This window comes from Pararhodobacter marinus, from assembly GCF_003122215.1.
Taxonomy (GTDB): Bacteria; Pseudomonadota; Alphaproteobacteria; order Rhodobacterales; family Rhodobacteraceae; genus Pararhodobacter; species Pararhodobacter marinus.
Genome location: NZ_QEYD01000007.1, coordinates 1 through 25531 on the forward strand (window position 1 = coordinate 1; position 25531 = coordinate 25531).

Genomic DNA, 25531 nt, shown 5'->3' on the forward strand with positions numbered 1-25531 from the left:
ATCACGCTGTCATCGCCGATGATCACGCCCGTATTCGGATCCCCCTCGGCGGTGAAGGCGTAAAGCCCCTCGCCCACCTGCGTGAAGGAGATCGTCTTCTCGTCCATATCCCCGGCTGAGGCAAAGGCTTTGGCCATGATCAATCTCCCGTTTCCTGTCTGTACGAATCATGTTTGGGAAGGATATTAGTTGAAAATGTAACTATCAACGTGGATTGATACAGATATGTTTTTGAAAGGATATCTTCCCTATCGTCTGAATCTTCTGGCCGAATTGACCTCGGAGAACACGCAGGCGATCTACCGGCGCCGGCACGGGCTGACGCGCATGGAATGGCGGGTTCTGGTCAATCTGTCCGAGGCGCCGACGCTGACGGCGAGCGAGCTGTGCGAAAGGGTTCCCGCGCACAAGACCAAGGTCAGCCGCGCGCTGGCGGCACTGGAGACGCGCGGCTGGGTGACGCGGCGCAGCGACGAGGCCGACCGCCGTTTCGCCCATGCCGCCCTGACGCTGAAGGGCAAGCGGGCCTTCAACCGAATCCGCCCCGAGATGGTCGCCGCGACCGAGGAATTGCTGGCGCCGCTCAGCGCGGAGGATCGTCACAAGATCGACGAAGGGCTTAAGGTATTGGAAAGACTCTTCGGGCAGGATTGAGGGGACGCGACATGACAAGGCCGGTGATCGGGCTGGCGCTGGGATCGGGCGGCGCGCGCGGCTGGTGCCATATCGGCGTGCTGCGCGAACTGGAAGACATGGGCATCCGCCCCGACGTGGTGGCCGGCTCTTCCATGGGCGCGCTGGTGGGCGCGGCCTACGCGGCGGGCAAGCTCGACGCGCTGGAAGACTGGGCGACGGGATTGACGCTGCGCACGATCCTGCCGCTGATCGATGTGGGCATTGCCGGGGCCGGGCTGGTCGGCGGCGCGGGCATCCTGACCATGCTCAAGGGGCTGGACATGCCCGAGACGATCGAAGAGCTGGCTTTGCCCTTTGCCGCCGTCGCGACGGAATTGCGGCACGGGCGCGAAATCTGGCTGCGCAAGGGGAAGCTGGCGACGGCGGTACGGGCCTCGGTGTCGATCCCCGGTCTGCTGCGCCCGCAATTGCACGAGGGGCGCTGGCTGATCGACGGCGGCGTGGTGAATCCGGTGCCGGTTTCTGCGGCGCGGGCCCTTGGCGCCGAGTCGGTGATCGCGGTCAACCCCGATGCGGGCATCGCCGGGGGGTTCTATGACGTGGCGGAAGCGCAGCCGCGCGGCGCGGCCATCGGTGCGCTGATCCCCGAGGCTTTGCGCAATCTCTGGACCGACAGCAAGGAGGAGAACGACGCCGAACCCGCCCCGCCAGAGCCATCCTACATGACGCTGGCCATGGCAGTGATCGACATCATGTCCGAACAGATCCGCCGCTCGCGTCTGGCGGGCGACCCGCCGCAGGTTTTGCTGGGCGCGCGGCTGAAAGGCGTGTCCATCATGGACCTGCACCGCGCGCCCGAATGCATCGCGGAGGGCCGCAGGCTGGTCCGCGCGCAGGCCGAGCACATGGCGGACGCGCTGGGATTGTGAGCGACGGGGATCGGACGGGTCCGCGCCCCACCGGCAAGCCTGTCTCGGTCGGGCGCGGGGTTGCCGGGCAACGCCCGAAGGCAAGCTGTCGGACACAGGCGGCCGGGCCGATGCGACCCCATGGGCGGGGCTGGTCCGAACGTCAAACGCTCCTGCCCCGCAACCCGACATCCCATTATGGCCGCAGCGCGCTGGGGGTTTGTCGAGACAGGCAGGAGGTCGACCGGGGCTTTCGCAACGCGTCGTCCGGGCCAAGGGGCATCTTCCGGCCTCGGATTACAGGGCCAGACGCGACACTCCGCGCGAGACGTACCCACGCAAGGCGCGCCACGAAAGGCCCCCTCCGGGAACCAACCCTTCGCGAAAGCTCAGACAGAAAAGCATTCGGGAAAGATCGCGCCACGACCGCGATCAGGGCTCCGAGGTCGGGCACCCGCCACCTGCGCGCTGCGCGGCGACCGGGGCGCGGGCCATCCCGGAGGCCGGAGAGGTCCGACCTTGGCCCGGCCTCGCCGCAGGTTCGGTCCCGCACCGACCAGCGCCCCGGGACAGCGCCGACCGCCACCGGCCGGCGCCCGCCCCCTATTCCGCGACACAATCCGCGTAGTGATGCACGACGCCCTCGTCGTCGGTTTCCAGCACCAGACCGTGGATATCCGTCTCGAATCCCGGACAGGTGCGGCCGAATTCGCGGTTGAAGCGCAGGTAATCGACGATCTTCGCGTTGAACACCTCGCCCGGGATCAGCAGCGGGATGCCCGGCGGATAGGGGGTCACCAGCGAGGTCGTCACCCGCCCCTCGAGCTCGTCGATCGGCACGCGCTGCGTCTTGCGGCGCGCGATATGCGCGAAGGCGTCCGAGGGGGTCATCGCCGGCGTGTGATCGCTGAGATAGATCTCGGTCGTCAGCCGCGCGACGTCGTGCTTGGCGTAAAGCGCGTGCACATGCTGGCTGAGATCGCGCAGGCCCATCCGCTCGTAGCGCGGGAACTTGGCGCAGAATTCGGGCATCACGCGCCAGAGCGGCTGGTTCTTGTCCAGATCGTCCTTGAACTGCTGCAACGCGGCCAGAAGCGTGTTCCAGCGGCCCTTGGTGATGCCGATCGTGAACATGATGAAGAAGCTGTAAAGCCCGGTCTTTTCCACCACGACGCCGTGCTCGGCCAGATACTTGGTGACGATCGAGGCGGGGATGCCCCAATCCTCGAACCGGCCGTCCAGATTGAGACCGGGCGTGATGATCGTGGCCTTGATCGGGTCCAGCATGTTGAATCCGGGCGCCATGTCGCCGAAGCCGTGCCAGCTGTCCTCGCCATCGGCCAGATGCACGCCGTCCTCGTCGGTGCGCCGCAGGACCCAGTCCTTGTTGCGGCCGATGCCTTCCTCTTCCAGCTGATCGGGGCCCCAGACCTTGAACCACCAGTCGTTGTCGCCGAATTCCTGATCCGTCTTGCGCATGGCGCGGCGGAAATCGAGACATTCCAGGATCGATTCCTCGACCAGAGCGGTGCCGCCCGGCGGTTCCATCATCGCGGCGGCCACGTCGCAGGACGCGATGATCGAATATTGCGGGCTGGTCGAGGTGTGCATCAGGTAGGATTCGTTGAACAGGTGCCGGTCGAGCGGCACCTCTTCGGCATCCTGCACCAGCACATGGCTGGCCTGGGAAATCCCGGCCAGCAGCTTGTGCACCGATTGGGTGGAATAGGTCACCGACTTCTTCGTACGCCCGCGCTTGCGCCCCATGGCGTGATAGGTGCCATAGAACGGGTGGAAGGCCGCGTGCGGCAGCCAGGCCTCGTCGAAATGCAGGTTGTCGATATAGCCGTCGAGCAGGCCCTTGATCACCTCGGTATTGTAGAGGACGCCGTCATAGGTCGATTGGGTCAGCGTCATGATGCGCGGCTGCACCGCGTCGGCGTCGTAATCCTTCAAGAGCGGGTTCGCGCGGATCTTGGCCTTGATCGCCTCGGGTTCGAATTCCGAGCGCTGGATCGGGCCGATGATGCCCCAATGGTTGCGCGTGGGCTTCAGGAAGACGGGGATCGCGCCGGTCATGATGATCGAATGCAGGATCGACTTGTGGCAGTTGCGGTCGACAACCACCACGTCGCCGGGCGCGACGGTGTGATGCCAGACCATCTTGTTCGACGTCGACGTGCCGTTGGTGACGAAAAAGCAGTGATCGGCGTTGAAGATCCGCGCGGCGTTGCGCTCGGAGGCACCGATGGCGCCGTTATGGTCCAGAAGCTGGCCCAGCTCCTCGACCGCGTTGCACACATCGGCGCGCAGCATGTTTTCACCGTAGAACTGGTGATACATCTGGCCGATGGGCGATTTCAGGAAGGCCACGCCGCCGGAATGACCCGGGCAGTGCCAAGAATAGGACCCGTCCTCGGCGTAATCCAGAAGCGCCTTGAAGAAGGGCGGCTGGATCGCTTCCAGATAGGATTTCGCCTCGCGGATGATGTGCTTGGCCACGAAATCCGGCGTGTCCTCGAACATGTGGATGAAGCCGTGAAGCTCGCGCAGGATGTCGTTGGGCAGATGGCGCGAGGTCTTCGTTTCGCCATGCAGGAAGATCGGCACCTCGTCGTTCTTCCAGCGCACTTCCTCGATGAAATCGCGCAGGTGCTGGACGGCGGGGTCCAGTTCGGGGCCCGGGGTGAATTCTTCGTCGTCGATCGACAGAACGAAGGCCGAGGCGCGGCTTTGTTGCTGCGCGAACTGGCTCAGATCGCCGTAGCTGGTGACGCCCAGCACTTCGAAACCTTCGTTCTCGATGGCCGAGGCCAGCGCCCGGATGCCCAGACCCGAGGTGTTCTCGGAGCGGAAATCCTCGTCGATGATGATGATGGGAAAGCGGAACTTCATCGATCTTCCTTTCGATCGGTGGCGCGGCTGAGGCTGTGTTTCCGCCCCCTTGGTCCCGCCGTCAAGAGCGGGGTTCGGGGTGCCGGGAAAACAGCGTTCCGCAAGGTCGCGAAGCGGGCGCCGGCGCTCGCGCGTCCGGCGTCAGGGATACCCAAAGGGGCCCCCTTTACATGGGCCTCACGAGGGTATTGCTGATCGAGCCGGTATCAAGCACCGGCGAGGCGTCGATTTCGTCGGCATCCAGCATCGAGGCCACGCGTTCCAGCGACGCGATGATCATCGCCTGTTCCCAGTCCTCCATCGCCTCGAACTTGCGCACGAATCGCTGCTGCAGCGCGTCGGGCGCGTCATCGACCGCCTGATGACCCTTGTCGGTGACGACGATGTTGGTCTGGCGCCGGTCGGTCTGCGAGCGTTCGCGCACCACCATGTCCTGCCGCACCAGCTTGTCCACCAGCGAGGTCACCGTCGCCTGCGTGATCCGCATGCGATGCGAGATCTCGGTGGCGGTGCAATGGCCCTCTTCGGCGACGATCTGCAGCACGCGGAACTGCGCAGCCGTCAAACCCACGCTTTGCGCGAGCTTGCGACCGAACTCGTCGGTGGCACGAAGGATACGGCGGAGGGCAATCAGAGAGATATCGACACGGTCCATGGGTTGATCTTGCAGAAGGGCGCGGGACTTGCAAACAGCCGCCGCATGACCCTTCATTTAGCTAAGCAAAGCAAAATGTCCAGAGGCAGACCCCCAAAACACCCTTAAAAATAAGGCCACGTGACCGTTACACGCGCGCGATGGGCAGAAAAATGCGCTAATTTCCCCAGCAAGGTTGAAACACCCCGGGGGCAATGCTACTTAGCCTTTCGAAGTAAATGCGAGGCCACAGCACATGCAACACGCACGAGACCTATTCCGTCGAAGCGATCTGACGCTGCGCAAGCCCAATGCCGAGGATGGCGCCGACATCTGGGAGCTGGTGCGCGCCTGCAAGCCGCTCGACGAAAATTCGATGTATTGCAACCTGATCCAGTGCGACCATTTCCGCGATACCTGCGTGGTGGCCGAGCTGGACGGCGAGATCGTGGGCTGGGTGTCGGGCTATGTGTTGCCCCACCAGCCGGACACGGTCTTCGTCTGGCAGGTCGCCGTGGGTGAGGCCGCGCGCGGTCTGGGTCTGGGTGGCCGGATGCTCAGCACGCTTCTGCACCGCGATGTCTGCAAGGACGTCACCAAAATGCAGACCACCATCACCGCCGACAACGACGCCTCGTGGGCGCTGTTTCGCAAATTCGCCGACCGCCGGGACGCCGATCTGTCTTCGGAAGCGCATTTCAAGAAATCCGTGCACTTCCGCGATCAGCACAACACCGAGCACATGGTGACGATCTCGATGGAGGACAGCCGCGCGATGGCCTGAGGGCCGATCAAACGCCGCGTCCCCTTCCCCAAGAAAGGAATTTTCTCATGACGGACAAGTCCGCTACAGCCAGTATTTTCATACGCCGCGAATCCGACGCGCGCAGCTATTGCCGCGGTTTCGATACCGTGTTCACCAGCGCGAGCGGCTCGTATCTGAAAGACGCCGGGGGCCGCGAATACATCGACTTCCTCGCCGGCTGCTCGTCGCTGAATTACGGGCATAACGACCCGGACATGAAGGCCGCGCTGATCGAGCATATCGCGGGCGACGGCATCGCGCATGGTCTCGACCTGCATACCGATACGAAAAGCGGCTTCCTGACCGCCTTCGACGAACACATCCTTGCGCCGCGCGGCATGGACCACAAGGTCATGTTCACCGGCCCGACCGGCGCCAACGCGGTGGAAGCGGCGATGAAGATCGCGCGCAAGGTTACCGGTCGCAACGACATCATCGCCTTTACCAACGGCTTTCATGGCGTGACCATGGGGGCGCTGGCGGCGACCGGCAACGGCTATCATCGCGGCGGTGCTTCGGCGCCCCTGAACGGTGTGATGCGCCTGCCCTTCGACGGCTACATGGAAGGGCTCGACAGCGCGGCCTATCTGGAAGCCGTGCTGAAGGACGCCTCGAGCGGCGTCGATGCTCCGGCCGCGATCATGCTGGAAACCGTGCAGGGCGAAGGCGGCCTGAACGCCGCGAGCGCCGATTTCATCCGCCGCGTGGCCGCGCTGGCGAAAGAGCACGGCGCGCTGCTGATCATCGACGACATCCAGGCCGGCTGCGGCCGCACGGGCAGCTTCTTCTCGTTCGACGAGATGGGCGTGATGCCCGACATCGTGACGATGGCGAAATCGGTTTCGGGTTTCGGCCTGCCGATGGCGCTGGTTCTGGTGCGCCCGGAATACGACGTGTTCGGCCCGGCCGAGCATAACGGCACGTTCCGGGGCAACACCCATGCCTTCGTGACCGCCCGCGTCGCGATCGAGAAATTCTGGGCCGACGAACGCTTCCAGTCGGAACTGGTCGAGAAAACCACGCTGATCCATACCCGCCTGTCCGAGCTTGCCGATCTGGTGCCCGGTTCGGCGATGAAGGGCCGCGGCCTGATGCAGGGCGTCGACGTGGGCTCGGGCGATCTGGCCTCGGCGATTTGTGCACGCGCCTTTGAAAACGGGCTGGTCATCGAGACCTCGGGGTCCGAAGGTCAGGTGGTCAAGGTGCTGGCCCCGCTGACCACCAGCAAAGAGACATTCACCAAGGGGTTCGACATCCTGATGGACGCCGCCCGCGCGGTCATCGGCGAGATGGCGGACACCAAGATTGCTGCGGAGTAAACCAACATGATCGTTCGCGATTTCAACAAGATCCTCGAAGACGACCGAAGCCGCGTCGTGTCGGATGCCAAATGGACCTCGGTCCGGATGCTGCTGGCCGATGACGGGATGGGGTTCTCGTTCCACATCACCTTTCTCGATGCGGGCTCGGAGCACACTTTCGAGTACAAGAACCATTTCGAGAGCGTCTATTGCATGCAGGGCAAAGGCTCGATCACCGATATCGCCACCGGCGAGACGCACGAGATCAAGCCCGGCGTCATGTACGCCCTGAACAAGCATGACCGGCACATTCTGCGCGCCGAGGAAGAGCTTGTGATGGCCTGCTGCTTCAATCCGCCTGTCACCGGCAAGGAAGTCCACCGTGAAGACGGTTCCTACGCGCTGGTGAACGACTAACAGAGGGCCCGGCCCCGCGTCGGGTAGAAGACATTTGACCTATCCCGCCCACACTGTCGAAAAAATCGGCGGCACGTCGATGAGCCGCATCCCCGAGCTGACGGACACCCTGTTCGTCGGCGACCGGAGCGGCGAGGACCTGTATCACCGCGTCTTCGTGGTCTCTGCCTTCAGCGGCATCACCAACCTGCTGCTGGAACACAAGAAGACCGGCGAGCCGGGCGTCTACGCGATGTTCGCCAATGACGACAACGATCACAGCTGGCTGGGCGCGCTGACCCGCGTGGCCGAGGCGATGACCGAGGCGCATGAAGCCGTCCTGTCCCATGACGAGGACCGCGTGAAGGCCGACGCCTTCGTGCGCGACCGCATCTCGGGCGCGCGCAGCGTGCTTCTGGACCTGCGGCGGCTGTGTTCCTACGGGCATTTCCGGCTGGCCTCGCACATGCTGATCGTGCGCGAGCTGTTGTCGGGGCTGGGCGAGGCGCATTCGGCTTACGTCACGATGCTGCATCTTCAGCGGCACGGCGTGAATGCGTGTTTCGTCGATCTGTCCGGCTGGCGCGACGAGACCGAATGCACGCTCAGCGAACGGATCGCCCACGGGCTCGACAACGTGGACCTGACGCGCGAGATGCCGATCGTCACGGGCTATGCCCAGTGCAGCGAAGGGCTGATGCAGGAATACGACCGGGGCTATTCGGAAGTGACCTTCTCGGCGCTGGCCGCCCATAGCGGTGCGCGCGAGGCGATCATCCACAAGGAGTTCCACCTGTCCTCGGCCGATCCGAAGCTGGTGGGCGAGGATGCGGTCCGCAAGATCGGCCATACGAATTACGACGTGGCCGACCAGCTGTCCAACCTGGGCATGGAAGCGATTCATCCCAACGCCGCCAAGACTCTGCGGCAGGCGGGGATCCCGCTGCGGGTGACGAATGCCTTCGATCCGGGCGATCCCGGCACGCTGATCGACGACACGCCGGGCGGCAAACCGGGGGTCGAGATCGTCACCGGGCTGAACGTGGTGGCGCTGGAATTGTTCGAACCCGACATGGTCGGCGTGAAGGGCTATGACAGCACCACGCTCGAGGCGCTGACGCGTCACAAGGTGCGGATCGTGTCGAAGACCTCGAACGCGAACACCATCACCCACTACGTCGAAGCGCCGCTGAAAACCGTGCGCCGGGTGATCCGCGAGCTGGAAAGCGCCTATCCCTCGGCGCAACTGAGCGCGCGCAACCTTGCGGTGGTCTCGGCCATCGGGCGCGATCTGAGCGGGCTGAAGGCTTTCAGCCGGGGTCTTGCCGCGCTGGAAGAAGCCGGGATCGACGTGATCGCCGCGCACCAGACGCCGCGCAACGTGGACATCCAGTTCATCGTCGCGCGCGATCAGGCCGATCATGCCGTGGGCGTTCTGCACAGCACGCTGGTGGGGCACAAGCAGCCCCAAACCGCGCGCGAAGCGGCCTGACCTCCGGCGCGGCATAGCGCCGCCATCGACCCTCAAGGGCGCCCGGCTTAACGGCCGGGCGCCCTTGTTACGTGCCGCGCAGACGCGGTCCTGGGCGAAAAGCCCCCGTTTCACGGGAGTTTGCGGGACGCCATCGCGGCAAGGCTGGTTGAAATCGGCCAGTTCGGCTTACCTTGGACCCAAGGGCGCGCAAGGCGCCGCGCAAATGGGCAGGACCGGGTGCGTTGACGGAAAAACAGAACGAGGCAGCCAGACAGGACGACACGGGAGCGCTGAGCGACCTGATCGTCTGCCCGAGCTGCGACGCGCTCTACAAGGTCGCCGAGGTCCCGACCGGCGGGCGCGCGCGCTGCGGGCGCTGCGGGCATTCGCTGATGGCCCCGCGCGAGAACGCGATGGCGCGCATCGTCATGCTGGCCGCGACCTCGCTGGTGCTGATGACCGCGGCGTTGTTCTTTCCCTTCATCGAGATCACCGCCGGCGGCATCACGCGCCGCACCTCGGTTCTGGACGCGGCGCTGACCTTTTCGCAATCGCTCAGCCTGCCGCTGGCTCTGGCGGTGGCCGCCTTCATCATCGTGCTGCCGGTGCTGCGGCTTCTGGCGATCGTCTACGCGCTGGCGCCGATGTCGCTGGGCTGGTACGCGCCGCGCCACGCCCGCACCGCGCTGCGGCTGGCGGAAGAGGCGAAGCCCTGGGCGATGGCCGAGATCTTCATCCTCGGCGTCGCCGTGGCGCTGGTCAAGATTGCGGGGCTGGCCCATGTGGGGCTGGGCGCGGCCTTCTGGGCGCTGGCGCTGCTGGTGCTGGTCAACATTCTGAACGACAACTTCATGTGCAGGCTGACGCTATGGCGCACGCTCGAACAACGCAGCCGGTCCTGACCGCGCAGAAGGCGGGCCTTCTGGGCTGCCGGATCTGTGGCCGCGCCAATCCGGGCGCGGCGCAGAGCTGTTCGCGCTGTGGCGCCGCCCTGCACCGCCCCGGCGGATTGCAGGCGGTCATGGCGTGGCTTCTGGCCGGGCTGGTCGTCTACATCCCCGCCAATACCTACCCGATGCTGCGCACGAAGATGCTGGGCGAGGAAACCGACAGCACCATTCTGGGCGGTGCCATCGATCTTGCGCATCACGGCTCGTGGGGGGTGGCGGGCATCGTCTTCGTCGCCTCGATCCTGATCCCGATCGCGAAATTCATCACCATCGGCTACCTGGCGCTGGCGGTGCACCGGCGCTGGCCGATGCGGGGGCGGTTGCGCTTTCACCTGTACGAGGCGGTCGAATTCATCGGCCGCTGGTCGATGATCGACGTTTTCGTGGTGGCGATCCTTGTCGCGCTGGTGCAGTTCAACCTTGCCGCCACCATCGCGCCGGGCATCGCCGCCGTCTCTTTCGCGCTGTCGGTGATCTTCACCATGCTGGCGGCCCAAGCCTTCGACCCTCGCCTGATCTGGCAATCCGCGGATACCGATACCGAATGACCACGCCCTCCGACATGGAGATCACTCCGCCCCGCCGGTCCTTCTGGCGCAATCTCTCGCCCGTCTGGCTGGTGCCGGTGCTGGCCGTCGCGGTGTCGCTGGGCATCGCGTGGCAAAGCTTCGCGGATCGCGGCACGCTGATCGAGATCGAGTTCGAGAATGCCGCCGGTGTCGTGGCCGGGACGACCGAGATCCGCTATCGCGACGTGGCCATCGGCATGGTCGAGACGGTTTCGTTCACGCCGGACATGCAGCAGGTCACGGTGGGCGCCCGGATTGACCGCACCGCCGCCGAGGCGCTGTCGGCACAGGCACAGTTCTGGGTGGTGCGCCCGCAGGTCAGCGCGCGCGGGATCTCGGGTCTGAACACGGTTCTGTCGGGCGTCTATATCGAGGCCGCGCTGGACCCCGGCAGCGTCCCCGATGGCAGCCGCCGCTTCACCGGGCGCGATGATCCGCCTTTGGTCATGCCGGGGAGGCAGGGCACGCGCATCACCCTGCGCGCACCCGATGGCAACCGCCTGACCCCCGGCGCGCCGATCCTGTTTCGCGGCGTCGAGGTCGGCGCGATCGAGGCGCCGCGCCTGCTGGACGGGGCCGAGGGCGTGCTGGTCGACGGGTTCATCGAGGCGCCTTACGACCGGCGCCTGTCCACCACGGCGCGGTTCTGGGACACGTCGGGTTTCGCGGTATCGCTGGGCACCGGCGGGCTGCGGCTGAGCGTGGGCAATCTGGCGTCGATCCTGACGGGCGGCATTGCCTTCGACACGCTGACGGATGCCGGCGAGCCCATCGATGCCGACACGGTGTTCGAGCTCTATTCGGACGAGGACACGGCGATGGCCAGTTCGACCTCGGTCGCCTCGCCCGATCAGCTGCGCATCGCGGCCGAGTTCGACGGCTCGGTGCAGGGCCTCTCGCCCGGTGCGGCGGTCCGGTTCCGGGGCGTGCGCGTGGGCGAGGTCACGGGCATCGCCGCGCGGCAGGTCGACATGGGTCCCGCCCCGCTGATCCGGATGCAGGCGGCGCTGGCGCTGGACCCCTCGGCCTTCGGGCTGGGTTCGGAGGCATCGCCCGAGCGGCTGATGGCTTTCCTGGAAGCGCAGGTCGCAGCGGGTTTGCGCGCGCGGCTGTCGGCCTCGGGCGTGTTCTCGACCTCGCTGGTCGTCGAATTGCTGGAAGTGCAGGACAGCCCGCCCGAACGGCTGCTCCGGCCGGAAGATGCGCTGCCGGTGATCCCCTCGGCGCCGTCGGACCTGACGGATCTGACGACCTCGGCGCAGGGTCTGATCGAGCGGCTGACCGAGCTGCCCATCGAGGGGGTGCTGCAACAGGCGATCAACCTGATGGAAGCCGCCGAGGACCTGCTTGAGGATGAGGGCACGCGCGCCCTGCCCTCGTCGGTCGTGTCGCTGGTCGACGATGCGCGCGACTTCGTGGGATCCGAGGCGTTGCAGGCGCTGCCGGGCGACATTCAGGGCACGGTGGGCGATCTGCGCGCCGTGCTGGCGCGGTTCGAGGAACAGCGCGCGGTCGAGACGCTGGTCGAGACGATGGAGGCCGTGCAGGGCGTCGCCGCGAATATCGACAGCGCCACGACCGAGGTGCCCGCGCTGATCAGCGAGGTGCGCCGCGTGGTGGGCCGGATCGGCGATCTGGATGCCGAGGGGCTGGTCAATGCCGCGCGCGACCTGCTGAACACCGCCGACACGTTCCTTGACGACGAGGGCACGCAGGCGGTGCCCCCCGCCCTGGCCGGCGCGCTGCGCGAGGTCGAGCTGGCGCTGGCCGAGCTGCGTGGCTCGGGGCTGGTGGACGAGGTCAGCGAAACGCTGGGTTCGGCCCGCTCGGCCGCCGATGCGATCGCCACCGCGACGCAGGACCTGCCGCAGCTGGCCGAGCGGCTCAACGGGCTGGTCGCGCAGGCCGAGGCGCTGGTCGCGGCCTATGGCGCGCGCTCGCCCGTCAACGAAGAGGCCCTTGCCACCCTGCGCGAGGCGCGCGACGCCGCGCGTGCCTTCGCCCAGCTTGCCCGGACGCTCGAGCGTTCGCCCAATTCCATTTTGTTCGGACGCTGACATGACCCCATTCTTCCGCCTTGCCGCCCCCGCCCTTGCCCTGTCGCTGCTTTCGGGCTGCGTTCTGGGTGGGAATGCCGTGCTTTACCCGCTGGAAACGCCCACCGGCACCGAGACCGCGCAACGCAGGCTCTATGTTTCCAGCATCGAGGTGCGCGACGTGCTGGTCCCGGCCTATGCCGAGGACAGCCAGATGCAGTATCGCGGTCCCGATGGCGGGCTGGTGCCGCTGCCCGACGCGCAATGGGCCGCGCCCACGGGCGCCGCGATCACCGCCGAGCTGGCCCGCGCGCTGGATCTGGCCAGCACCGCCAGCGTCGCAGCCGAACCCTGGCCGCTGAGCGACCGGGCGGCGGTGCAGTTGCAGGTGCGCATCGACCGGCTGATCCTGAACCATGACGGCCGGTTCGAGATGGGCGGGCAATTCGCCGTGGCCTCCGTCGACGAGGTGGTGCGCGAATTCATCGACCGGTTCGAGATCACCTCGGTCGTGGCAGAGATGCCCGCCTCGCCCTCGGCGCTGGCGGCGGCCTATGGCGATGCGCTGGCCCAGCTGCGCGACCGGATCCTGACGCGGCTGTCACGCTGACCCCACCGCCCGCGCAAACAAAAGGCGCCGCGTCCATCCGGGTCGCGGCGCCTTTCTCGTTTCGCGCTATGCCTCAGCGGGTCTGAGGGCCCGGCAGCCCGTTCTGCCCGTCGCCCTGCAGCCGCAGCTTGAATTCCTGCGTCTCGCCGGCTTTCGATTCGCCCAGGAACAGCGTCTGATGCGGGAAGGGGATCTCGATATTGCGGGCATCGAAGATTTCCTTGACCACGCCGTTATAGGCGCGCCCGACCCCCCATTGCATCCCCGGCACGCATTTGATCCGCGCGCGCATGACCACGGCGCTGTCGCCGAAGGCGTTGATGCCGAACCATTCCAGATCGCCCATGATCGCGTCGCGGTAATCGGGGTCCATGCGCAGCTTCTCGAAAGCGTCGAACATGGCCTGTTTCACGTCCTCGGTCTTCTCGCGGTAAGCGACGCCCATGTCGCAGACGAAATAGCCGAATTCGCGCGCGAAGTTGGTGACCATGTCCACCGACGAGAACGGGATCACGTGGAAGGCCCCGGTCACGTCGCGCAGGCTGACGGACCGGATCGTCAGCCGCTCGACCACGCCCGTCGTGCCCGCGACGGTGACGACATCGCCGACATTCATCGCATTTTCGAACTGGATGAAGATGCCGGTGATGATGTCCTGCACCATCTTCTGGGCACCGAAACCGATGGCCAGACCCAGCACCCCGGCCGAGGCCAGAAGCGGCGCGATGTCGAGACCGATCTCGGACAGCACGAACATCAGCGTGATGACCACGAGCGCGATGGTCGCGGCGTTGCGCAAAAGCGTCAGCAACGTGCGTTCGCGCGCCGTGGCGACCGAGCCGAATTCCGGGTTCAGCCGGTAATCCACCCACGAGGTCAGCGCGACCCACAGGATGAACGACATGATCAGCACGCCCGCCACCGACAGCAGCACGCTGGTCAGGCGCAGGCCGATCTGGCTGGCCAGCCAGCTGCGGATGTCGATCACGCTGATCGCGTTGAGGGCTACGGCGATGACGATCACGAAGATCGCCAGCCGCAGGACGAACAGCGCCTTGGGCACGAAGGCGTTGAGGCGTTTTTCCAACAGCGGCATCCGCGCCGTGACGCTGTCTGGCAGTTGCACACCGCGCACCATCATCCGGGTCAGCGCGCCCGAGACGACGACGCCCAGAAGCAGCACCAGAAGCACCTGACCCGAATTGAGCAGCGCATGGAAGGCCGCGTTGCCGGGGCGCGTCAGGACGATGACCAGCATGAACAGCAGATACAGGCTGACCGGCCAGTGCCAGTTGCGCGCCAGCACGCCCAGCGGGCCGCGCCTGCGCGGCGTGGCGGGGGCAGCAGGCGCCGGTTCCGGTGCGGCGGCCTGCGCGGCAGCCTCGCGGGCGGCGCGTTCCTCGGCCTCGCGCTCGGCGGCTTCCTCGGCCGCCTGTTCGGCAACAATGGCCTTTTCTTCGGCCGCTTCCTGCGCCGCAGCCTCGCTCATGGTGAATTCGCTGGGGGCTCCTGCAATGCCGCCATCCTCGCGCGCCTCGCTTTCGGCCAGCGCGGCCTGGCGCGCGGCTTCGGCCTGGGCGGCCTCTTCCTCGGCGATCTGGCGCGCGGCTTCCTCGGCGGCGCGCTGGGCTTCGAGATATTGCGCCTCGGTCTGCCCCCCGCGTTCCAGCCATTCGGCGACCGGGCGGCGGTTGCGCCAGACCAGCCAGAAGGCCAGCCCCATGGTGACAAGCGCGATCAGCGCCGAGGTGGCGCTGCCTGCCGCGAACGAGACATTGGCGTTGATGATCGGCACGACCAGAAGCTGGCCATAGCCCACCAGGCCCACCATCAGGTTGAAGCGCGAGGCCATGTATTTGGCGGCGGCATCCGACACCGGCAGCGGACGCAGGTTCGAGGCCGAGGGCGACAGGGCCAGCCGCACCACGACCTTGGCCAGTTCGACGATCAGGAAGGCGTTGAGATACAGCGTCTGGCGGATGCCCACGCGCCCGAAACTGCCGATGAACAAGGTCGCGATCAGGTAGCCCACGGCCCAGGCCGCCAGCACGATCAGCGCATCGACCAGCACCGAACCGATGAACAAGAGCGCGGTCCGCAGGAAGCCGCTCTCGCCCGCCGCCGTCCCCATCCGGGCATACAGAACCTTGCCCAGGCGGCGCAGTACGATGAACACGGCCACCGTGCCGATTATGATCAGCGCCAGTTCCTGCAACGCGGTCAGCAACACGCCGGCCTCGCGCCCGCTCAGCCCGTCGAAGACGTCGGGCGCGCGCATCAGCTGGTTCCAGGTGGTTTCCGCGCGGCTGGCGATATCCTCGGCCGCCTGCTGGGTGATCAGCGCGATCCGGCGGCTGAAGGACAGCTGCTCGGGCGGGACCGGGTTGTCGCCGGCCAGTGTCTGAACGACCGCCTCGTCGGCCGGGACAGCCTCTTGCTGCGCGGCGCGCAGATCGGCGATCAGCGCCTCGCGGCTGTCGGGATTCTCGATCACGTCGAGCAGAAGCTGCAGACTGGATTGCGGCGTCGTGGCCGACGGCGTCTCGCTGGCCGAATCTGCGCTGTCGGCGGTACTGTCAGCGGTGCTCTCGTCACTGGGCGAGGCGGGGATGAGCCCGGTCTGGGCGCTGAGCGTGGCGGGCGCAGCAAGGCTGAGCACCAGAAGCACCAGAAGCGCCCGAAGGCGGAAAAGCGTGAAGGTCATGGTCGTCGGTCTGCCCGTGTGGTTCCGTTAGCGGCCGTTTTCATCGCCGTCAGCGATGCGACTTAGCCCGATTGCACCCGATCGCCAGAAAAGACGCAACCGGGATACCTGAAATAAGGGGAAAAGCGTCCGGCCCGGTCAGGCCGAGGCCAGTTCGCGCACGATGGCGGCAGCGGCGGCGGCGGGGTCCGTGGCGGCCCAGACCGGACGGCCCACGACGATATGATCGGCGCCCCCGCGCACCGCCTCGGCGGGGGTGGCGATGCGTTTCTGGTCATTGGCGGCGCTGCCTTCGGGCCGTACGCCCGGCGTCACGATCAGCCGCCCCGCCGCATTGGGCAGCGCGCGGATCATCGCCGCTTCATGCGGCGAGGCGATGACGCCGTCGGCGCCCGCGTCGAATGCCCGCGACGCGCGCTCGGTCACGATCTGCGCCATATCGCCCGGCACGATCATCGACGCGTCCAGATCGGCGCGGTCCATCGCCGTCAGGATCGTCACGCCGAGGATCTTCAGGTTGCTGCCCGCCGCGCCCTCTTTCGCGGCGCGCACGACATGCGGGTCGCCATGCACGGTCAGGAAATCCAGGTCGAACTGTGCAATGCCGCGCACCGCCGCCTCGACCGTGGCGGGGATGTCGAAGAATTTCATGTCCAGAAAGATGCGCTTGCCGTGTTCCTGCTTCAGCTCGTTGGCCAACGCCAGCCCGCCCCCCGTCAGCATCCCCAGCCCGATCTTGTAGAAACTGACCGCGTCGCCGATCCGGTCCGTCAGTTCGAGCCCCGTCACCACGTTCGGAACATCGAGCGCCACGATCAGGCGGTCATCGGCGGGCAGATTGGCTGCGGTCATGGGGCGCTCCGGGTCTGGCGGATTGGGGACGGGGCGCTGATACGCCGATCCGGGCGTTGCGGCAAGCTTGCGCTCGCGCCCGCCGCGCGGCAGCATCCGCGCGATGGAGCATAACCGCGTCGACGCCACCCGCCCCGATTCCCCGCCGCTGGCCGGTCCCGGCCCGCTGCCCGTGGGGGTGCGCACGCTCACCCTGACCGATCCCGCACGGCCCGATCTCGACGCTCTGGCGGTTCTGCCCGAAGGCGCCCCCCTGCCCCGCAGCGCGCGCAGGCTCACGGTCGATCTGTGGTATCCGGCCGAGCCCGGCACCGCGCCGGGCGGGCGCTACGAGACCCTGCTGCGCGACGGCGAGCGGCGGGCGGTGCTGCACGGGCGGGCCGCCCGCGATGCCGCGCCCGGGCCGGGACGCTGGCCATTCGTGCTGCTGTCGCATGGCTATCCCGGCAACCGCTACCTGATGGCGCATCTGGCCGAGGCTCTGGCCTCGCGCGGGTATCTGGTCGCCGCCGCCGATCATCCGGGCAGCACCTATGACGACCAGAAACCCTTCGGCCAGACGCTGTATCACCGCCCGCTGGACCAGCGCTTCCTGCTCGACACGCTGGCGCAGCACGAACTGGCCGATCCCGACCGCGCGGCGATCGTGGGTTTCTCGATGGGCGGCTACGGCGCGCTGGTGACGGGCGGCGCGGGGCTGGTCCCGGCAATGGTTCGTCACGAGCTGGCTCCGCCCCACGGCGTGCTGCGCGCGCATCTCGAAGGCCAGCTTCCCCCGCCCCCGGCGAATCTGCGGGCGCTGATCGCCATCGGGCCATGGGGCAACGGTCACGGGCTATGGTCCACCCGCGCATTCAGACGGCTAAGCCTGCCGCTGATGGTGATGGCGGGCAGCGTCGACGAGATTTCGGGCTATTCCGCGATGCGCGCGATTGCCGAACTGTCGGGCGGCACGCTGCTGACCTTCGTCAATGCGGGGCACAACGCCGCCGCGCCAATCCCCGCCCCGCTGGAAAGCTACGCGCAGAGCGACCGGCTGGGCTGGGCGCCGTTTCGCCATTACGCCGATCCTGTCTGGGACACCGTGCGCATGAACGCGCTGGCGCAGCATTTCGCGGCGGCGTTCCTGGACCGGCACCTGAAGGGCGACACGGCGCGCGATGCGGATCTCGCCCCCGCCACCGCGCTGAGCGAGGCGCAGGGCTTCGAACCCGCGCTGGCCAAAGGCCTGACGCTGGAGCGCTGGCAGGGTTGAGCCCGCCGTTCAGGCCCGCATCAGCGGTTCAGGCGATGGATTCCATCCGTTCCTTGTCCATCGCGCCCGGCACGATGGTGATCGGCACCGGCAGCGAGCCGGAATTGCGCGACAGCTGCGACACGAGCGGCCCGGGCCCCGAGCGGTCGGACCCCGCGCCCAGCACCAGAACGCCGATTTCCGGGTCCTCGCCGATCAGGCCCAGGATCTCGTCCACGGCCTGCCCCTCGCGGATCACCAGCTCGGGCTGGATCGCGTGCTTGTCGCGCATCCATTTGGCGAAGACTTCGAAATGGGCTTCGATCCGCTCGCGCGCTTCCTCGCGCATGAGGTCGGCGACGCCGATCCAGTGCTGGAATTCCTCGGGCGGAATGATCGACAGGATCGTCACCCCGCCGCCGGTATGCGCGGCCCTCAGAGCCGCGAAACGGATCGCGTTGAGGCATTCGCGGCTGTCATCCAGCACGACGAGAAACTTGCGCATGAAGGTCTCCGATAACGTGGCGCCATACTGGCCGAAGGCCGTTGCCCTGTCCAGAAGCCGCGTTAAGGCTTTCGACGCGATGTAGGACCGGGCCGCACCAATGTCAGTCCCGCCCGCAGGAACGCGACCGCCGCTGCCAGCACGAGCGCCAGCAAACAGACCGCCTGAAAGCCCCCGAACCATTCCACGCTGGCGCTCTCGACCGTGCATTGCGGATCGCCCGCCGCGCCCTGCGTCAGCGTCTCCGAACTCGTCAACCGCATGGGCAGGCCCGGCGCGGCGAAGAACTGGCCGCTGTTGCGCTGCCAGTCGCGGCTGTCCGCCACCGGGCGCCAGATAGCGCCGTTTTCGGTCTGCAGCTCGACGCAGACGATGCCATAGCGCACCAGGGTTTTGGCGGAATGACCGAGCGTGTAGATCGGCAGAAGCGCAAAAAGGACAAGCGCGCACAGCGCAAGGCATCGGTGCACGACGTCTTCCGGTTTCAGCGAAAAAAGCCTGAGCGGAACCCGGCCCCAGAACCCGCCCCTGGACAAGCGCGCGTGACGCGCAAGAACCAGATTTCCGGCGATCCCGAACAGGCCCAGCAAGATCACGCCCCAAAATCCGGCAAGGGCCTCGGGCGTCTCGTCGCCGATGCTCAGCGTCAACGCGGGAAGCCCGCCGAGGCCGAGATCACCCCCCTGCGTCAGGACCAGCACATTTGCGCAAACAAGGAGCGCCGGGACGCCGAGCGCCATCCAAAGCTGTCGCAGGCCCGAAACGCCGTCGTCCTGCGCCGGGACAATCCCGCTGCGCCGTGGCTTGCCGATATGGCGGGACCGGGGCTTTCGCATGGGTATACTCGCGACCGTTCTTCTCGGAAACGTCCGAACCGCGATTTGACACCACGCGGCCGATCACCGGCAAGGGTCAAGCGCGCCGCCGGGCGATATCTCTGCGGCGCATGCGCCTTACTCGCTGAAGCCCTCGGTCGGGATCTTCAGCGTCTCGCCGCAATGCTTGCAATGGACCGCGTCCGCGTCGTGGCGGCTGAGGCCGCATTCGGGGCATTCGTGTTTCACCTTGGTGGGCTGGAACAGGGCGCGGGCGAAGTTCACGAACAAAGCCACGCCGATCACCATCACCCCGACCGAGAACAGCTTGCCCCCGGGCGAATCCAGCACGATGTCGCCATAGCCCGTCGTCGTCAGCGTCGCCACGGTGTAGTAAAGCGCGTCGATATAGGCGCCGACGCCGGCATGGGCCTCGAAGAACAGCGCGAAGGCCAGCGAGGTGGTCACGAACAGGAAGACCAGCAGGTTCATCCCCGAGATGATCTGGTCCTCGTAATGGCGGAACAGTTTCACGTCGCGCCGCAGATCGGTGAGCAGATGATAGGAATGCAGCAGCCTGAGCCCCCGCAGGATCCGCAAAAAGGCGATATCCTCGGTCACGAAGGGCGCCAGGAGAAGCGAGGCCAGCACCACCATGTCGGCGATCGTGTAGATCCGGCGCAGCATCTTCATCCGGTTGCGCGCGATCCACAGCCTCGCCGCGAAATCGGCGGCGATCAACAGGGTCAGGCCCGCATTGATCGCCATCAAGAGGCCCGAATAGGGCAGCGCGGCGGACAGGATGAAATAGACGATGGTCGCGGCGTCGAAGGCGATCAGCGCGTAGCGGAACCGCTTCGCGCGTTTCGAATGCCCCTCATAGAGCAGGCGGACGCCGCGCTTGAGCCGCCCTTCGCTCAACGCTGCGAGGCCGCCCAGTCCCAGTAGAGTTCGCGCGTGCGCTTGGTGATCGGCCCGGTCTGGTAATTCACGTCGTCAAAGGCGCGCACCGGCGTGACCTTGGACATGTTGCCCGACAGGAAGACCTCATCCGCGCCCCGGAAATCGTCCAGCGTCAGCACCGTTTCATGCACCGTGATCCCGTCCTGGCGCAGGTTGTCGATATGGCGCGCCCGCGTGATGCCCGACAGGAAGGTGCCGTTGGCGATGGGCGTGAAGACCTCGCCGTCCTTCACCATGAAGGCGTTGGCGGTGGCGCTTTCGGCCACGTTGCCCTGGCTGTCGCAGACCAGCGCGTTCTCGAAGCCTTTCGACACCGCCTCGGCCAGCATCCGCGCATTGTTCGGGTACAGGCAGCCCGCCTTCGCATCCGTCACCGCGCAATCCAGCGTCGGACGGCGGAAACGCGTGGTCGTCAGCGAGGTCGTGGCCGTATCGGGCGCCATCGGGATCTCTTCCAGGCACAATGCGAAACCGGTCTCGCCATAGGCCGCCAGCACGCCGCCTTGCCCGCCATGGATGGCCCAGTACATCGGCCGGATATAGACCGCCTTGCCGAACCCCTCGAGCCCTTCGCGCGTGATCTCGAGCATCTCGTCCACCGTCATCGTGGGCTTGATCATCAGCGCATGGGCCGAGCGGTTGACCCGGGCAAGGTGACGGTCCAGATCGGGCGTCATGCCGTCGAAAAAGCGCGCGCCGTCGAACACCGTGGTGCCCAGCCACGAGCCGTGATCGGCCGCCTTCATGACCGGCACGTCGCCCTCGTGCCAACGCCCTTCGAAATAGGTACGGATGCGGGAACCGACGGCCATGGGACACTCCTTTGTCTTGCCGCGCGAGTTAAACACCCTGCGCGCGGCAAGGTCCAGAGCCGCGCCGCGTCACACCACCGGCGCGCCGCAGCCGGCCGCGCGCGGGGCCCCTCCTGCAAGACCCCGCCCCTTCATTCTGCCCCAAATACTCACCTTCGGAGGCGACCCGGCCACCCGCGCCCGACGTCAGAGGTTGAACACCCGGCTCGGATGCAGCTCACCGCCCATATAGGTGCCCACGGCGACCGGCCTGCCCTCGAAACTGGCCCAGGCGGTTTCGCCCGGCGCCGCGCGGGACGACAGGACGCGGCCGGGATTGCCGTTTCTCAGCCGCACCGCGCCATCGGGGGCCAGCGGCAATTCGGGCAGATCGGCCAGCCCGGTCTCGACCGGCAGCAGATAGGCGTCAAGCTCGGGCGTGCGCGCCAGCTCCTCGATCTGCGCCAGACCCAGCCCGGCCTCGGCGCGAAACGGCCCCGACCATTCCCGCCGCAGCCAGACCACATGGCCCAGACATCCCAGAGCGGCGCCCAGATCCCGCGCGATCGAGCGCACGTAACCGCCCTTGCCGCAGACCATCTCGAATTCGGCGGTATCATCGTCGGGACGGCGGATCATCCGCAGCGTTTCCACGAAGAGGGGACGCGCGGCAAGGTCCATGGCCTCGCCCGCGCGGGCGATGTCATAGGCGCGCTCGCCCTCGACCTTGACAGCGGAATATTGCGGCGGAACCTGCTCGATATCGCCCCGGAACGCCACCAGCGCCTCCTCGATCTGCGCATCGGTCGGGCGCGCGTCGCGGGTGGCGATGACCGTCCCTTCGGCATCGTCGGTATCGGTCGCCTGCCCGAAGCGGACCAGGAAGCGGTAGCTCTTCATCGCGTCGGTGACGAAGGGCACGGTCTTCGTGGCCTCGCCCAGCGCCACGGCCAGCACCCCGGTCGCCGCCGGGTCGAGCGTGCCCGCATGGCCCGCCTTCTGCGCATCGAAAGCCCAGCGCACCTTGCCCACCACCGAGGTCGAGGTCACCCCCGCGGGCTTGTCGATCACCACCCAGCCCGAGATCGGGCGGCCCTTGGTCTTGCGTGCCATCTGCATCCCCTTGCGGTCAGAGGCGGCGGATAGCCGGTCATGGTCCGCGTAGCAAGCACCGTCGGGCGTGGATGGGATGCACAAAGGTGGTAAACCTATCGTTCCGCAAAGCCTCGGAAACACGGAATGGCTTAGTCCGGATTGAAAAACAAGGCAAAACAGGCATCGTGGTGGTCGCCAAAGGCAACAGTTCGTTCAAGGGTGATTCAAGTTGCACAAGATACTGGAAGAATACCTGACAGGCTCTCGCCTATTGATCCGTGAAAGGGAACAGGGACGGGACGAAAAAGATTATCGCTTCGATGCAAGTAGCGTGCACGGCATCTCCGAAAAAGACATTCGCCGGTTCTTTATAGCACGCGGCATCGATGCACTTACGGAAGCGCCCAATGGCTCATTCGTCGCTTCTGGAAAAGGAGGGCGAGAGCACCTGTATTCCCACGGCCTCAAGACAGTTTTCCCTCGAATAGTTACAGTTGCCAAGGAATCGATCATCACCATCGGTGCTGCTGGTCGGCTGATTACCGAATTCAATTGGAATGTTGACAACATTGGTTTTCAGTACAACTGGAACGGCTCTTGGCCGTTTGATCTTTTCTGCGTTGAACCCGGTGACGTTGTTGTTCGCATAATGTGCGAAGTAAAGAAATCGAAGGCTGAGCTCGACACTATGTGTAACGTGATCGAAGCAAATTTCGCGGAACTCACTGTCCCTCCTGGAGTCCCAAGGCATGCAATTGTTAACGCAGCACCGAAAATCACCTGTCTTCGCGCTATGCGGCCCAGTATTTTCTGGGCTCTAGGGCCGGACGATTATCAAAGGATCTACCGCATTGAACAAGACATAACGTCGGGAGCGCTGCGCCTTTCTGCGGGTGGTCCGGAAGATTTGCACTGCCCCGCGTCAAGCACTCGCGCACATCGCGAGTAAGAACTGAAAAGGCGCTTCCCAAACTGGTCGGCGTGTAGCAGCTTTCGGGCCAGCGCTGTCCCCCGGCGATGGTTGCTTCGCCGGTACTCTACATGAACCGTTTCAGCACCCTCCGCCGGCTACCAAGCGTTACCGCAAATCGTCCGCCTTGTCGCAGCCTTCGGGATCGCCCAGCCAGCAGGCATGTTCCAGCACCGACAGCGCGCGCGGCAGGTCCACCGGCACGCCGCGGCCGTCCGACAGGATGTCGCCCAGCGTGACGCAGGCATAGGGGTCGTTGCCGTCGCAGCCCATGGCGAAGAGCCGCGTGGCTTCGACCATGTCGGGCGGAACACCCAGCCCCGAGCGATAGATCTCGCCCAGATAGCTGCAGCCCTGCGGTTCACCCCCGTCGCAGGCATCGCGGTAGAGCGCCTGCGCGCGGGCCGGGTCATGCGCAACGCCGTCGCCCAGTTCCAGCCGGAATCCCAGCTGGCTGCATCCCAGCAGATCGCCCGCCGCGCAGCCCGCCTCGAACAAAGCCGCGATGCGCTCAGGCAGCGTGTCGAAATCGCCGATGCCCCGCAGATCGGTCTGGAAGGCCAGCTGCGTGCAGGCCGCGCCCCAGCCTTCGCCGCAGAGCGCACCGAGCAGGCGAAAGCCGGTCTCCAGATCGGTCGGCCCGCCGCGCCCTTCGATCATCATCACGCCCAGCCGCGTGCAGCCCGGGCGCGACAGCGGCTCGGGCGCAAGATCGCAGGCCTGCCGGTAAAACCCGCGCGCCTGACGGTCGCCGGTGGGCAGGCCCGCGCGCCCGGTCTCGTAGAGCCGCCCGATCTCGGCGGCAACCAGCGCGGGGAGGGCCTCGGTCGCGGTGTCGAGCAGTTCGAGCACACTGCTGTCCTCGGGCTTGGCCGCGACGCGCGCGCGCGCCAGCAGCACCGAGAGGAAGGGATCGCCCGGGGAGGCGCGCCGCGCCTCCTCGCAGGCCGCGACCGCCGCATCGGGGTAGCGGATGGCATAAACGCCCGGCGCGTCGGGCAGACGCGGAAGGGCGCGGAACCCGGCAAGCCGGTCGCAATCGGAAAGTGGCGCGGTCTCCGCCAGCGCCAGCGCGCCCCCCGGCGCGAGGATCAGCACGAAAAGCCCGGCCACGAACGGGGGGCGGCCCGGAAAGCCGCCCGGAAAACGTCGGAAAGAACGGAAAGCAAAAGGGCGGGGAAAGTGACCGGGAAAACGCGTCTCGCTCATCGCTGCCCTGCCCTCCTGCGGCCCCATACGCGCGAAGCCTAGCATGGTGAGGCCCGGCTTCCCAAGAGGGCGCGGAGGACACGCGCCGCGCCTGTGGGCGCCGTGCCACAAGGCGCCTCAGCGCGCGCGCTGAAGCATCCCGTACAGATCGCGCGGATCGTCGGGGTCGGCGATCACGTCCAGCATCGTGCCACCCGGCTGGATCTGATCATAAAGCCAGTTGAGCGCCGAGAAATCCTCGACCGCGAAGCCCACGCCGTCGAACAGCGTCACCGCCTGCGCGTCGCGCCGCCCCGGCGCCTGCCCACCCAGAACCTGCCACAGCTCGGTGACGGGATGATCGGCGCCGACCTGCTGGATCTCGCCCTCGATCCGGGTCTGGGGCTCGTATTCCACGAACGTCTCGGCGCGCGACAGGATCGCGGGGGCCAGCTCGGTCTTGCCCGGGCAATCGCCGCCGATCGCGTTGATATGCACGCCCGCGCCGATCATGTTGTCATGCAGCACCGTCGCCAGCCGCTTGTCGGCGGTGCAGGTGGTGATCACGTCGGCGCCCTCGCAGGCGGCCTCGGCGCTGGTGCAGGGGATCAGCATGAGACCGCTCTCGGCAAGGTTCCGTGCGCATTTCGCCGTCGCCGCCGGGTCGGTGTCGAACAGCCGCACCGTGTCGATGCCGCAGACCGCCTGCAGCGCCAGCGCCTGAAACTCGGCCTGCGCGCCGTTGCCGATGAGCGCCAGCACCCGTGAATCGGGCCGCGCCAATGTCCGCGTCGCCAGAGCCGAGGTCGCCGCGGTCCTGAGCGCAGTCAGCATCGTCATTTCCGAGATCAACAGCGGATAGCCCGTGTCGACCGCCGAGAGCACGCCGAACGCGGTGACGGTCTGCAGCCCGGCCTTGGTATTCGCCGGATGGCCGTTCACGTATTTGAACGCGTAGCGCGCGCCATCCGAGGTCGGCATCAGCTCGATCACGCCGATCGGCGAATGCGCGGCCACGCGCGGGGTCTTGTCGAAATCGGGCCAGCGGCGGAAATCGGCCGCGATCCTGTCGGTCAGATCCATGAGCGCCGGTTTCAGCCCGATGCGATGGATGATCGCCATGATCTCGGCCACCGAGACAAAGGGGACCAGCGCCTGCGCCGAGGGGGCGGGCGGAGTGGCGCGATTGGCCTGCATTGT

The 25531-nt window shown here is 66.4% G+C and carries 23 protein-coding genes and 1 pseudogene; 12 read left to right on the top strand and 12 right to left on the bottom strand.

Going from position 1 to position 25531, the window contains the following annotated elements; all coding sequences use genetic code 11:
- Nucleotides 1-137 (bottom strand): annotated as a pseudogene (locus C4N9_RS12180) (MBL fold metallo-hydrolase); the annotation flags it as partial.
- A gap of 88 nt (nucleotides 138-225) precedes the next feature.
- Between C4N9_RS12180 and C4N9_RS12185 the strand changes: the two are divergent.
- Together C4N9_RS12185 and C4N9_RS12190 are read left to right on the top strand one after the other, a co-directional pair.
- The gene (locus tag C4N9_RS12185) at nucleotides 226-654 is read left to right on the top strand and encodes a MarR family winged helix-turn-helix transcriptional regulator (RefSeq protein ID WP_210404029.1); all 429 of its coding nucleotides are present in this window, start codon (nucleotides 226-228) and stop codon (nucleotides 652-654) included.
- 11 nt (nucleotides 655-665) lie between these two features.
- Complete coding sequence (locus tag C4N9_RS12190) at nucleotides 666-1565, top strand: patatin-like phospholipase family protein (RefSeq protein ID WP_109533618.1); 900 nt, start codon at nucleotides 666-668, stop codon at nucleotides 1563-1565.
- 582 nt (nucleotides 1566-2147) lie between these two features.
- Here the strand turns inward: C4N9_RS12190 and C4N9_RS12195 are convergent.
- Together C4N9_RS12195 and C4N9_RS12200 are read right to left on the bottom strand one after the other, a co-directional pair.
- Complete coding sequence (locus C4N9_RS12195) at nucleotides 2148-4439, bottom strand: arginine/lysine/ornithine decarboxylase (RefSeq protein WP_109533619.1); 2292 nt, start codon at nucleotides 4437-4439, stop codon at nucleotides 2148-2150.
- Between the two features lie 166 nt (nucleotides 4440-4605).
- Entirely contained in the window at nucleotides 4606-5094 is a 489-nt protein-coding gene (locus C4N9_RS12200; RefSeq protein WP_109533620.1) for a MarR family winged helix-turn-helix transcriptional regulator, read from the bottom strand.
- 235 nt (nucleotides 5095-5329) lie between these two features.
- Here C4N9_RS12200 and ectA point away from each other — a divergent pair, with 235 nt between their 5' ends.
- From ectA to C4N9_RS12240, 8 genes are all read left to right on the top strand, one after another.
- Entirely contained in the window at nucleotides 5330-5857 is a 528-nt protein-coding gene (gene ectA, locus C4N9_RS12205; RefSeq protein ID WP_109533621.1) for a diaminobutyrate acetyltransferase, read from the top strand.
- A gap of 47 nt (nucleotides 5858-5904) precedes the next feature.
- The gene (gene ectB / locus C4N9_RS12210) at nucleotides 5905-7197 is read left to right on the top strand and encodes a diaminobutyrate--2-oxoglutarate transaminase (protein WP_109533622.1); all 1293 of its coding nucleotides are present in this window, start codon (nucleotides 5905-5907) and stop codon (nucleotides 7195-7197) included.
- A 6-nt stretch (nucleotides 7198-7203) separates the two neighbouring features.
- On the top strand, nucleotides 7204-7596 hold the full coding sequence (locus C4N9_RS12215) for an ectoine synthase (protein ID WP_109533623.1): 393 nt from the start codon (nucleotides 7204-7206) through the stop codon (nucleotides 7594-7596).
- 79 nt (nucleotides 7597-7675) lie between these two features.
- Complete coding sequence (locus C4N9_RS12220; RefSeq protein ID WP_245902529.1) at nucleotides 7676-9067, top strand: aspartate kinase; 1392 nt, start codon at nucleotides 7676-7678, stop codon at nucleotides 9065-9067.
- A 224-nt stretch (nucleotides 9068-9291) separates the two neighbouring features.
- Entirely contained in the window at nucleotides 9292-9951 is a 660-nt protein-coding gene (locus C4N9_RS12225; RefSeq protein ID WP_245902530.1) for a paraquat-inducible protein A, read from the top strand.
- Nucleotides 9918-10547: a paraquat-inducible protein A gene (locus C4N9_RS12230; protein WP_109533625.1), complete on the top strand. Its 630-nt coding sequence runs from the start codon at nucleotides 9918-9920 to the stop codon at nucleotides 10545-10547. The genes C4N9_RS12225 and C4N9_RS12230 overlap by 34 nt, the downstream gene beginning before the upstream one ends.
- Nucleotides 10544-12625: a PqiB family protein gene (locus tag C4N9_RS12235; RefSeq protein ID WP_109533626.1), complete on the top strand. Its 2082-nt coding sequence runs from the start codon at nucleotides 10544-10546 to the stop codon at nucleotides 12623-12625. Before C4N9_RS12230 ends, C4N9_RS12235 begins: the two co-directional genes overlap by 4 nt.
- A 1-nt stretch (nucleotide 12626) precedes the next feature.
- On the top strand, nucleotides 12627-13214 hold the full coding sequence (locus tag C4N9_RS12240) for a PqiC family protein (RefSeq protein WP_168192219.1): 588 nt from the start codon (nucleotides 12627-12629) through the stop codon (nucleotides 13212-13214).
- Nucleotides 13215-13287: 73 nt separating this feature from the next.
- Here the strand turns inward: C4N9_RS12240 and C4N9_RS22250 are convergent, their stop codons facing one another.
- The gene (locus tag C4N9_RS22250; protein ID WP_245902531.1) at nucleotides 13288-15918 is read right to left on the bottom strand and encodes a mechanosensitive ion channel domain-containing protein; all 2631 of its coding nucleotides are present in this window, start codon (nucleotides 15916-15918) and stop codon (nucleotides 13288-13290) included.
- Nucleotides 15919-16056: 138 nt separating this feature from the next.
- Entirely contained in the window at nucleotides 16057-16770 is a 714-nt protein-coding gene (pyrF, locus tag C4N9_RS12250) for an orotidine-5'-phosphate decarboxylase (RefSeq protein ID WP_109533628.1), read from the bottom strand.
- Nucleotides 16771-16873: 103 nt separating this feature from the next.
- Here pyrF and C4N9_RS12255 point away from each other — a divergent pair, with 103 nt between their 5' ends.
- Nucleotides 16874-18025, top strand: coding sequence for an alpha/beta hydrolase family protein (locus C4N9_RS12255; RefSeq protein WP_109533629.1), 1152 nt, complete (start codon nucleotides 16874-16876; stop codon nucleotides 18023-18025).
- Between the two features lie 28 nt (nucleotides 18026-18053).
- Here the strand turns inward: C4N9_RS12255 and C4N9_RS12260 are convergent, their stop codons facing one another.
- The 5 genes from C4N9_RS12260 to truB all read right to left on the bottom strand — a co-directional run bounded on the left by C4N9_RS12260 (nucleotide 18054) and on the right by truB (nucleotide 22191).
- Nucleotides 18054-18509 (bottom strand): universal stress protein, encoded by a 456-nt coding sequence (locus C4N9_RS12260; RefSeq protein ID WP_109533630.1) that lies wholly within the window; start codon nucleotides 18507-18509, stop codon nucleotides 18054-18056.
- Nucleotides 18510-18571: 62 nt separating this feature from the next.
- Nucleotides 18572-19345 (bottom strand): hypothetical protein, encoded by a 774-nt coding sequence (locus C4N9_RS12265; RefSeq protein ID WP_146195162.1) that lies wholly within the window; start codon nucleotides 19343-19345, stop codon nucleotides 18572-18574.
- A gap of 117 nt (nucleotides 19346-19462) precedes the next feature.
- Entirely contained in the window at nucleotides 19463-20245 is a 783-nt protein-coding gene (locus C4N9_RS12270; protein ID WP_245902532.1) for a potassium channel family protein, read from the bottom strand.
- Nucleotides 20242-21099, bottom strand: a complete 858-nt coding sequence (locus tag C4N9_RS12275; protein WP_109533632.1) for a branched-chain amino acid aminotransferase — start codon at nucleotides 21097-21099, stop codon at nucleotides 20242-20244. Before C4N9_RS12275 ends, C4N9_RS12270 begins: the two co-directional genes overlap by 4 nt.
- Before the next feature lie 186 nt (nucleotides 21100-21285).
- Entirely contained in the window at nucleotides 21286-22191 is a 906-nt protein-coding gene (gene truB, locus C4N9_RS12280; RefSeq protein ID WP_109533857.1) for a tRNA pseudouridine(55) synthase TruB, read from the bottom strand.
- A gap of 211 nt (nucleotides 22192-22402) precedes the next feature.
- On the opposite strand from truB, the gene C4N9_RS21690 reads away from it, so the two are divergent.
- On the top strand, nucleotides 22403-23122 hold the full coding sequence (locus tag C4N9_RS21690) for a hypothetical protein (RefSeq protein WP_146195163.1): 720 nt from the start codon (nucleotides 22403-22405) through the stop codon (nucleotides 23120-23122).
- 129 nt (nucleotides 23123-23251) lie between these two features.
- Here C4N9_RS21690 and C4N9_RS12285 read toward each other — a convergent pair whose 3' ends face one another.
- Both C4N9_RS12285 and C4N9_RS12290 read right to left on the bottom strand, forming a co-directional pair.
- Complete coding sequence (locus C4N9_RS12285) at nucleotides 23252-24256, bottom strand: tetratricopeptide repeat protein (protein WP_168192220.1); 1005 nt, start codon at nucleotides 24254-24256, stop codon at nucleotides 23252-23254.
- A 213-nt stretch (nucleotides 24257-24469) separates the two neighbouring features.
- A complete protein-coding gene (locus tag C4N9_RS12290; RefSeq protein ID WP_109533634.1) occupies nucleotides 24470-25528 on the bottom strand; it encodes an ornithine cyclodeaminase in 1059 nt (352 codons plus the stop codon).
- Nucleotides 25529-25531: the final 3 nt, after the last annotated feature.

Excerpts from the sequence above, each read along its gene's own strand:
- C4N9_RS12185 (WP_210404029.1), top strand. The coding sequence starts at position 226 with ATGTTTTTGAAAGGATATCTTCCCTATCGTCTGAATCTTCTGGCCGAA.
- C4N9_RS12190 (WP_109533618.1), top strand. The coding sequence starts at position 666 with ATGACAAGGCCGGTGATCGGGCTGGCGCTGGGATCGGGCGGCGCGCGC.
- C4N9_RS12195 (WP_109533619.1), bottom strand. The coding sequence starts at position 4,439 with ATGAAGTTCCGCTTTCCCATCATCATCATCGACGAGGATTTCCGCTCC.
- C4N9_RS12200 (WP_109533620.1), bottom strand. The coding sequence starts at position 5,094 with ATGGACCGTGTCGATATCTCTCTGATTGCCCTCCGCCGTATCCTTCGT.
- ectA (WP_109533621.1), top strand. The coding sequence starts at position 5,330 with ATGCAACACGCACGAGACCTATTCCGTCGAAGCGATCTGACGCTGCGC.
- ectB (WP_109533622.1), top strand. The coding sequence starts at position 5,905 with ATGACGGACAAGTCCGCTACAGCCAGTATTTTCATACGCCGCGAATCC.
- C4N9_RS12215 (WP_109533623.1), top strand. The coding sequence starts at position 7,204 with ATGATCGTTCGCGATTTCAACAAGATCCTCGAAGACGACCGAAGCCGC.
- C4N9_RS12220 (WP_245902529.1), top strand. The coding sequence starts at position 7,676 with ATGAGCCGCATCCCCGAGCTGACGGACACCCTGTTCGTCGGCGACCGG.
- C4N9_RS12230 (WP_109533625.1), top strand. The coding sequence starts at position 9,918 with ATGGCGCACGCTCGAACAACGCAGCCGGTCCTGACCGCGCAGAAGGCG.
- C4N9_RS12235 (WP_109533626.1), top strand. The coding sequence starts at position 10,544 with ATGACCACGCCCTCCGACATGGAGATCACTCCGCCCCGCCGGTCCTTC.
- C4N9_RS12240 (WP_168192219.1), top strand. The coding sequence starts at position 12,627 with ATGACCCCATTCTTCCGCCTTGCCGCCCCCGCCCTTGCCCTGTCGCTG.
- C4N9_RS22250 (WP_245902531.1), bottom strand. The coding sequence starts at position 15,918 with ATGACCTTCACGCTTTTCCGCCTTCGGGCGCTTCTGGTGCTTCTGGTG.
- pyrF (WP_109533628.1), bottom strand. The coding sequence starts at position 16,770 with ATGACCGCAGCCAATCTGCCCGCCGATGACCGCCTGATCGTGGCGCTC.
- C4N9_RS12255 (WP_109533629.1), top strand. The coding sequence starts at position 16,874 with ATGGAGCATAACCGCGTCGACGCCACCCGCCCCGATTCCCCGCCGCTG.
- C4N9_RS12260 (WP_109533630.1), bottom strand. The coding sequence starts at position 18,509 with ATGCGCAAGTTTCTCGTCGTGCTGGATGACAGCCGCGAATGCCTCAAC.
- C4N9_RS12265 (WP_146195162.1), bottom strand. The coding sequence starts at position 19,345 with ATGCGAAAGCCCCGGTCCCGCCATATCGGCAAGCCACGGCGCAGCGGG.
- C4N9_RS12275 (WP_109533632.1), bottom strand. The coding sequence starts at position 21,099 with ATGGCCGTCGGTTCCCGCATCCGTACCTATTTCGAAGGGCGTTGGCAC.
- truB (WP_109533857.1), bottom strand. The coding sequence starts at position 22,191 with ATGGCACGCAAGACCAAGGGCCGCCCGATCTCGGGCTGGGTGGTGATC.
- C4N9_RS12290 (WP_109533634.1), bottom strand. The coding sequence starts at position 25,528 with ATGCAGGCCAATCGCGCCACTCCGCCCGCCCCCTCGGCGCAGGCGCTG.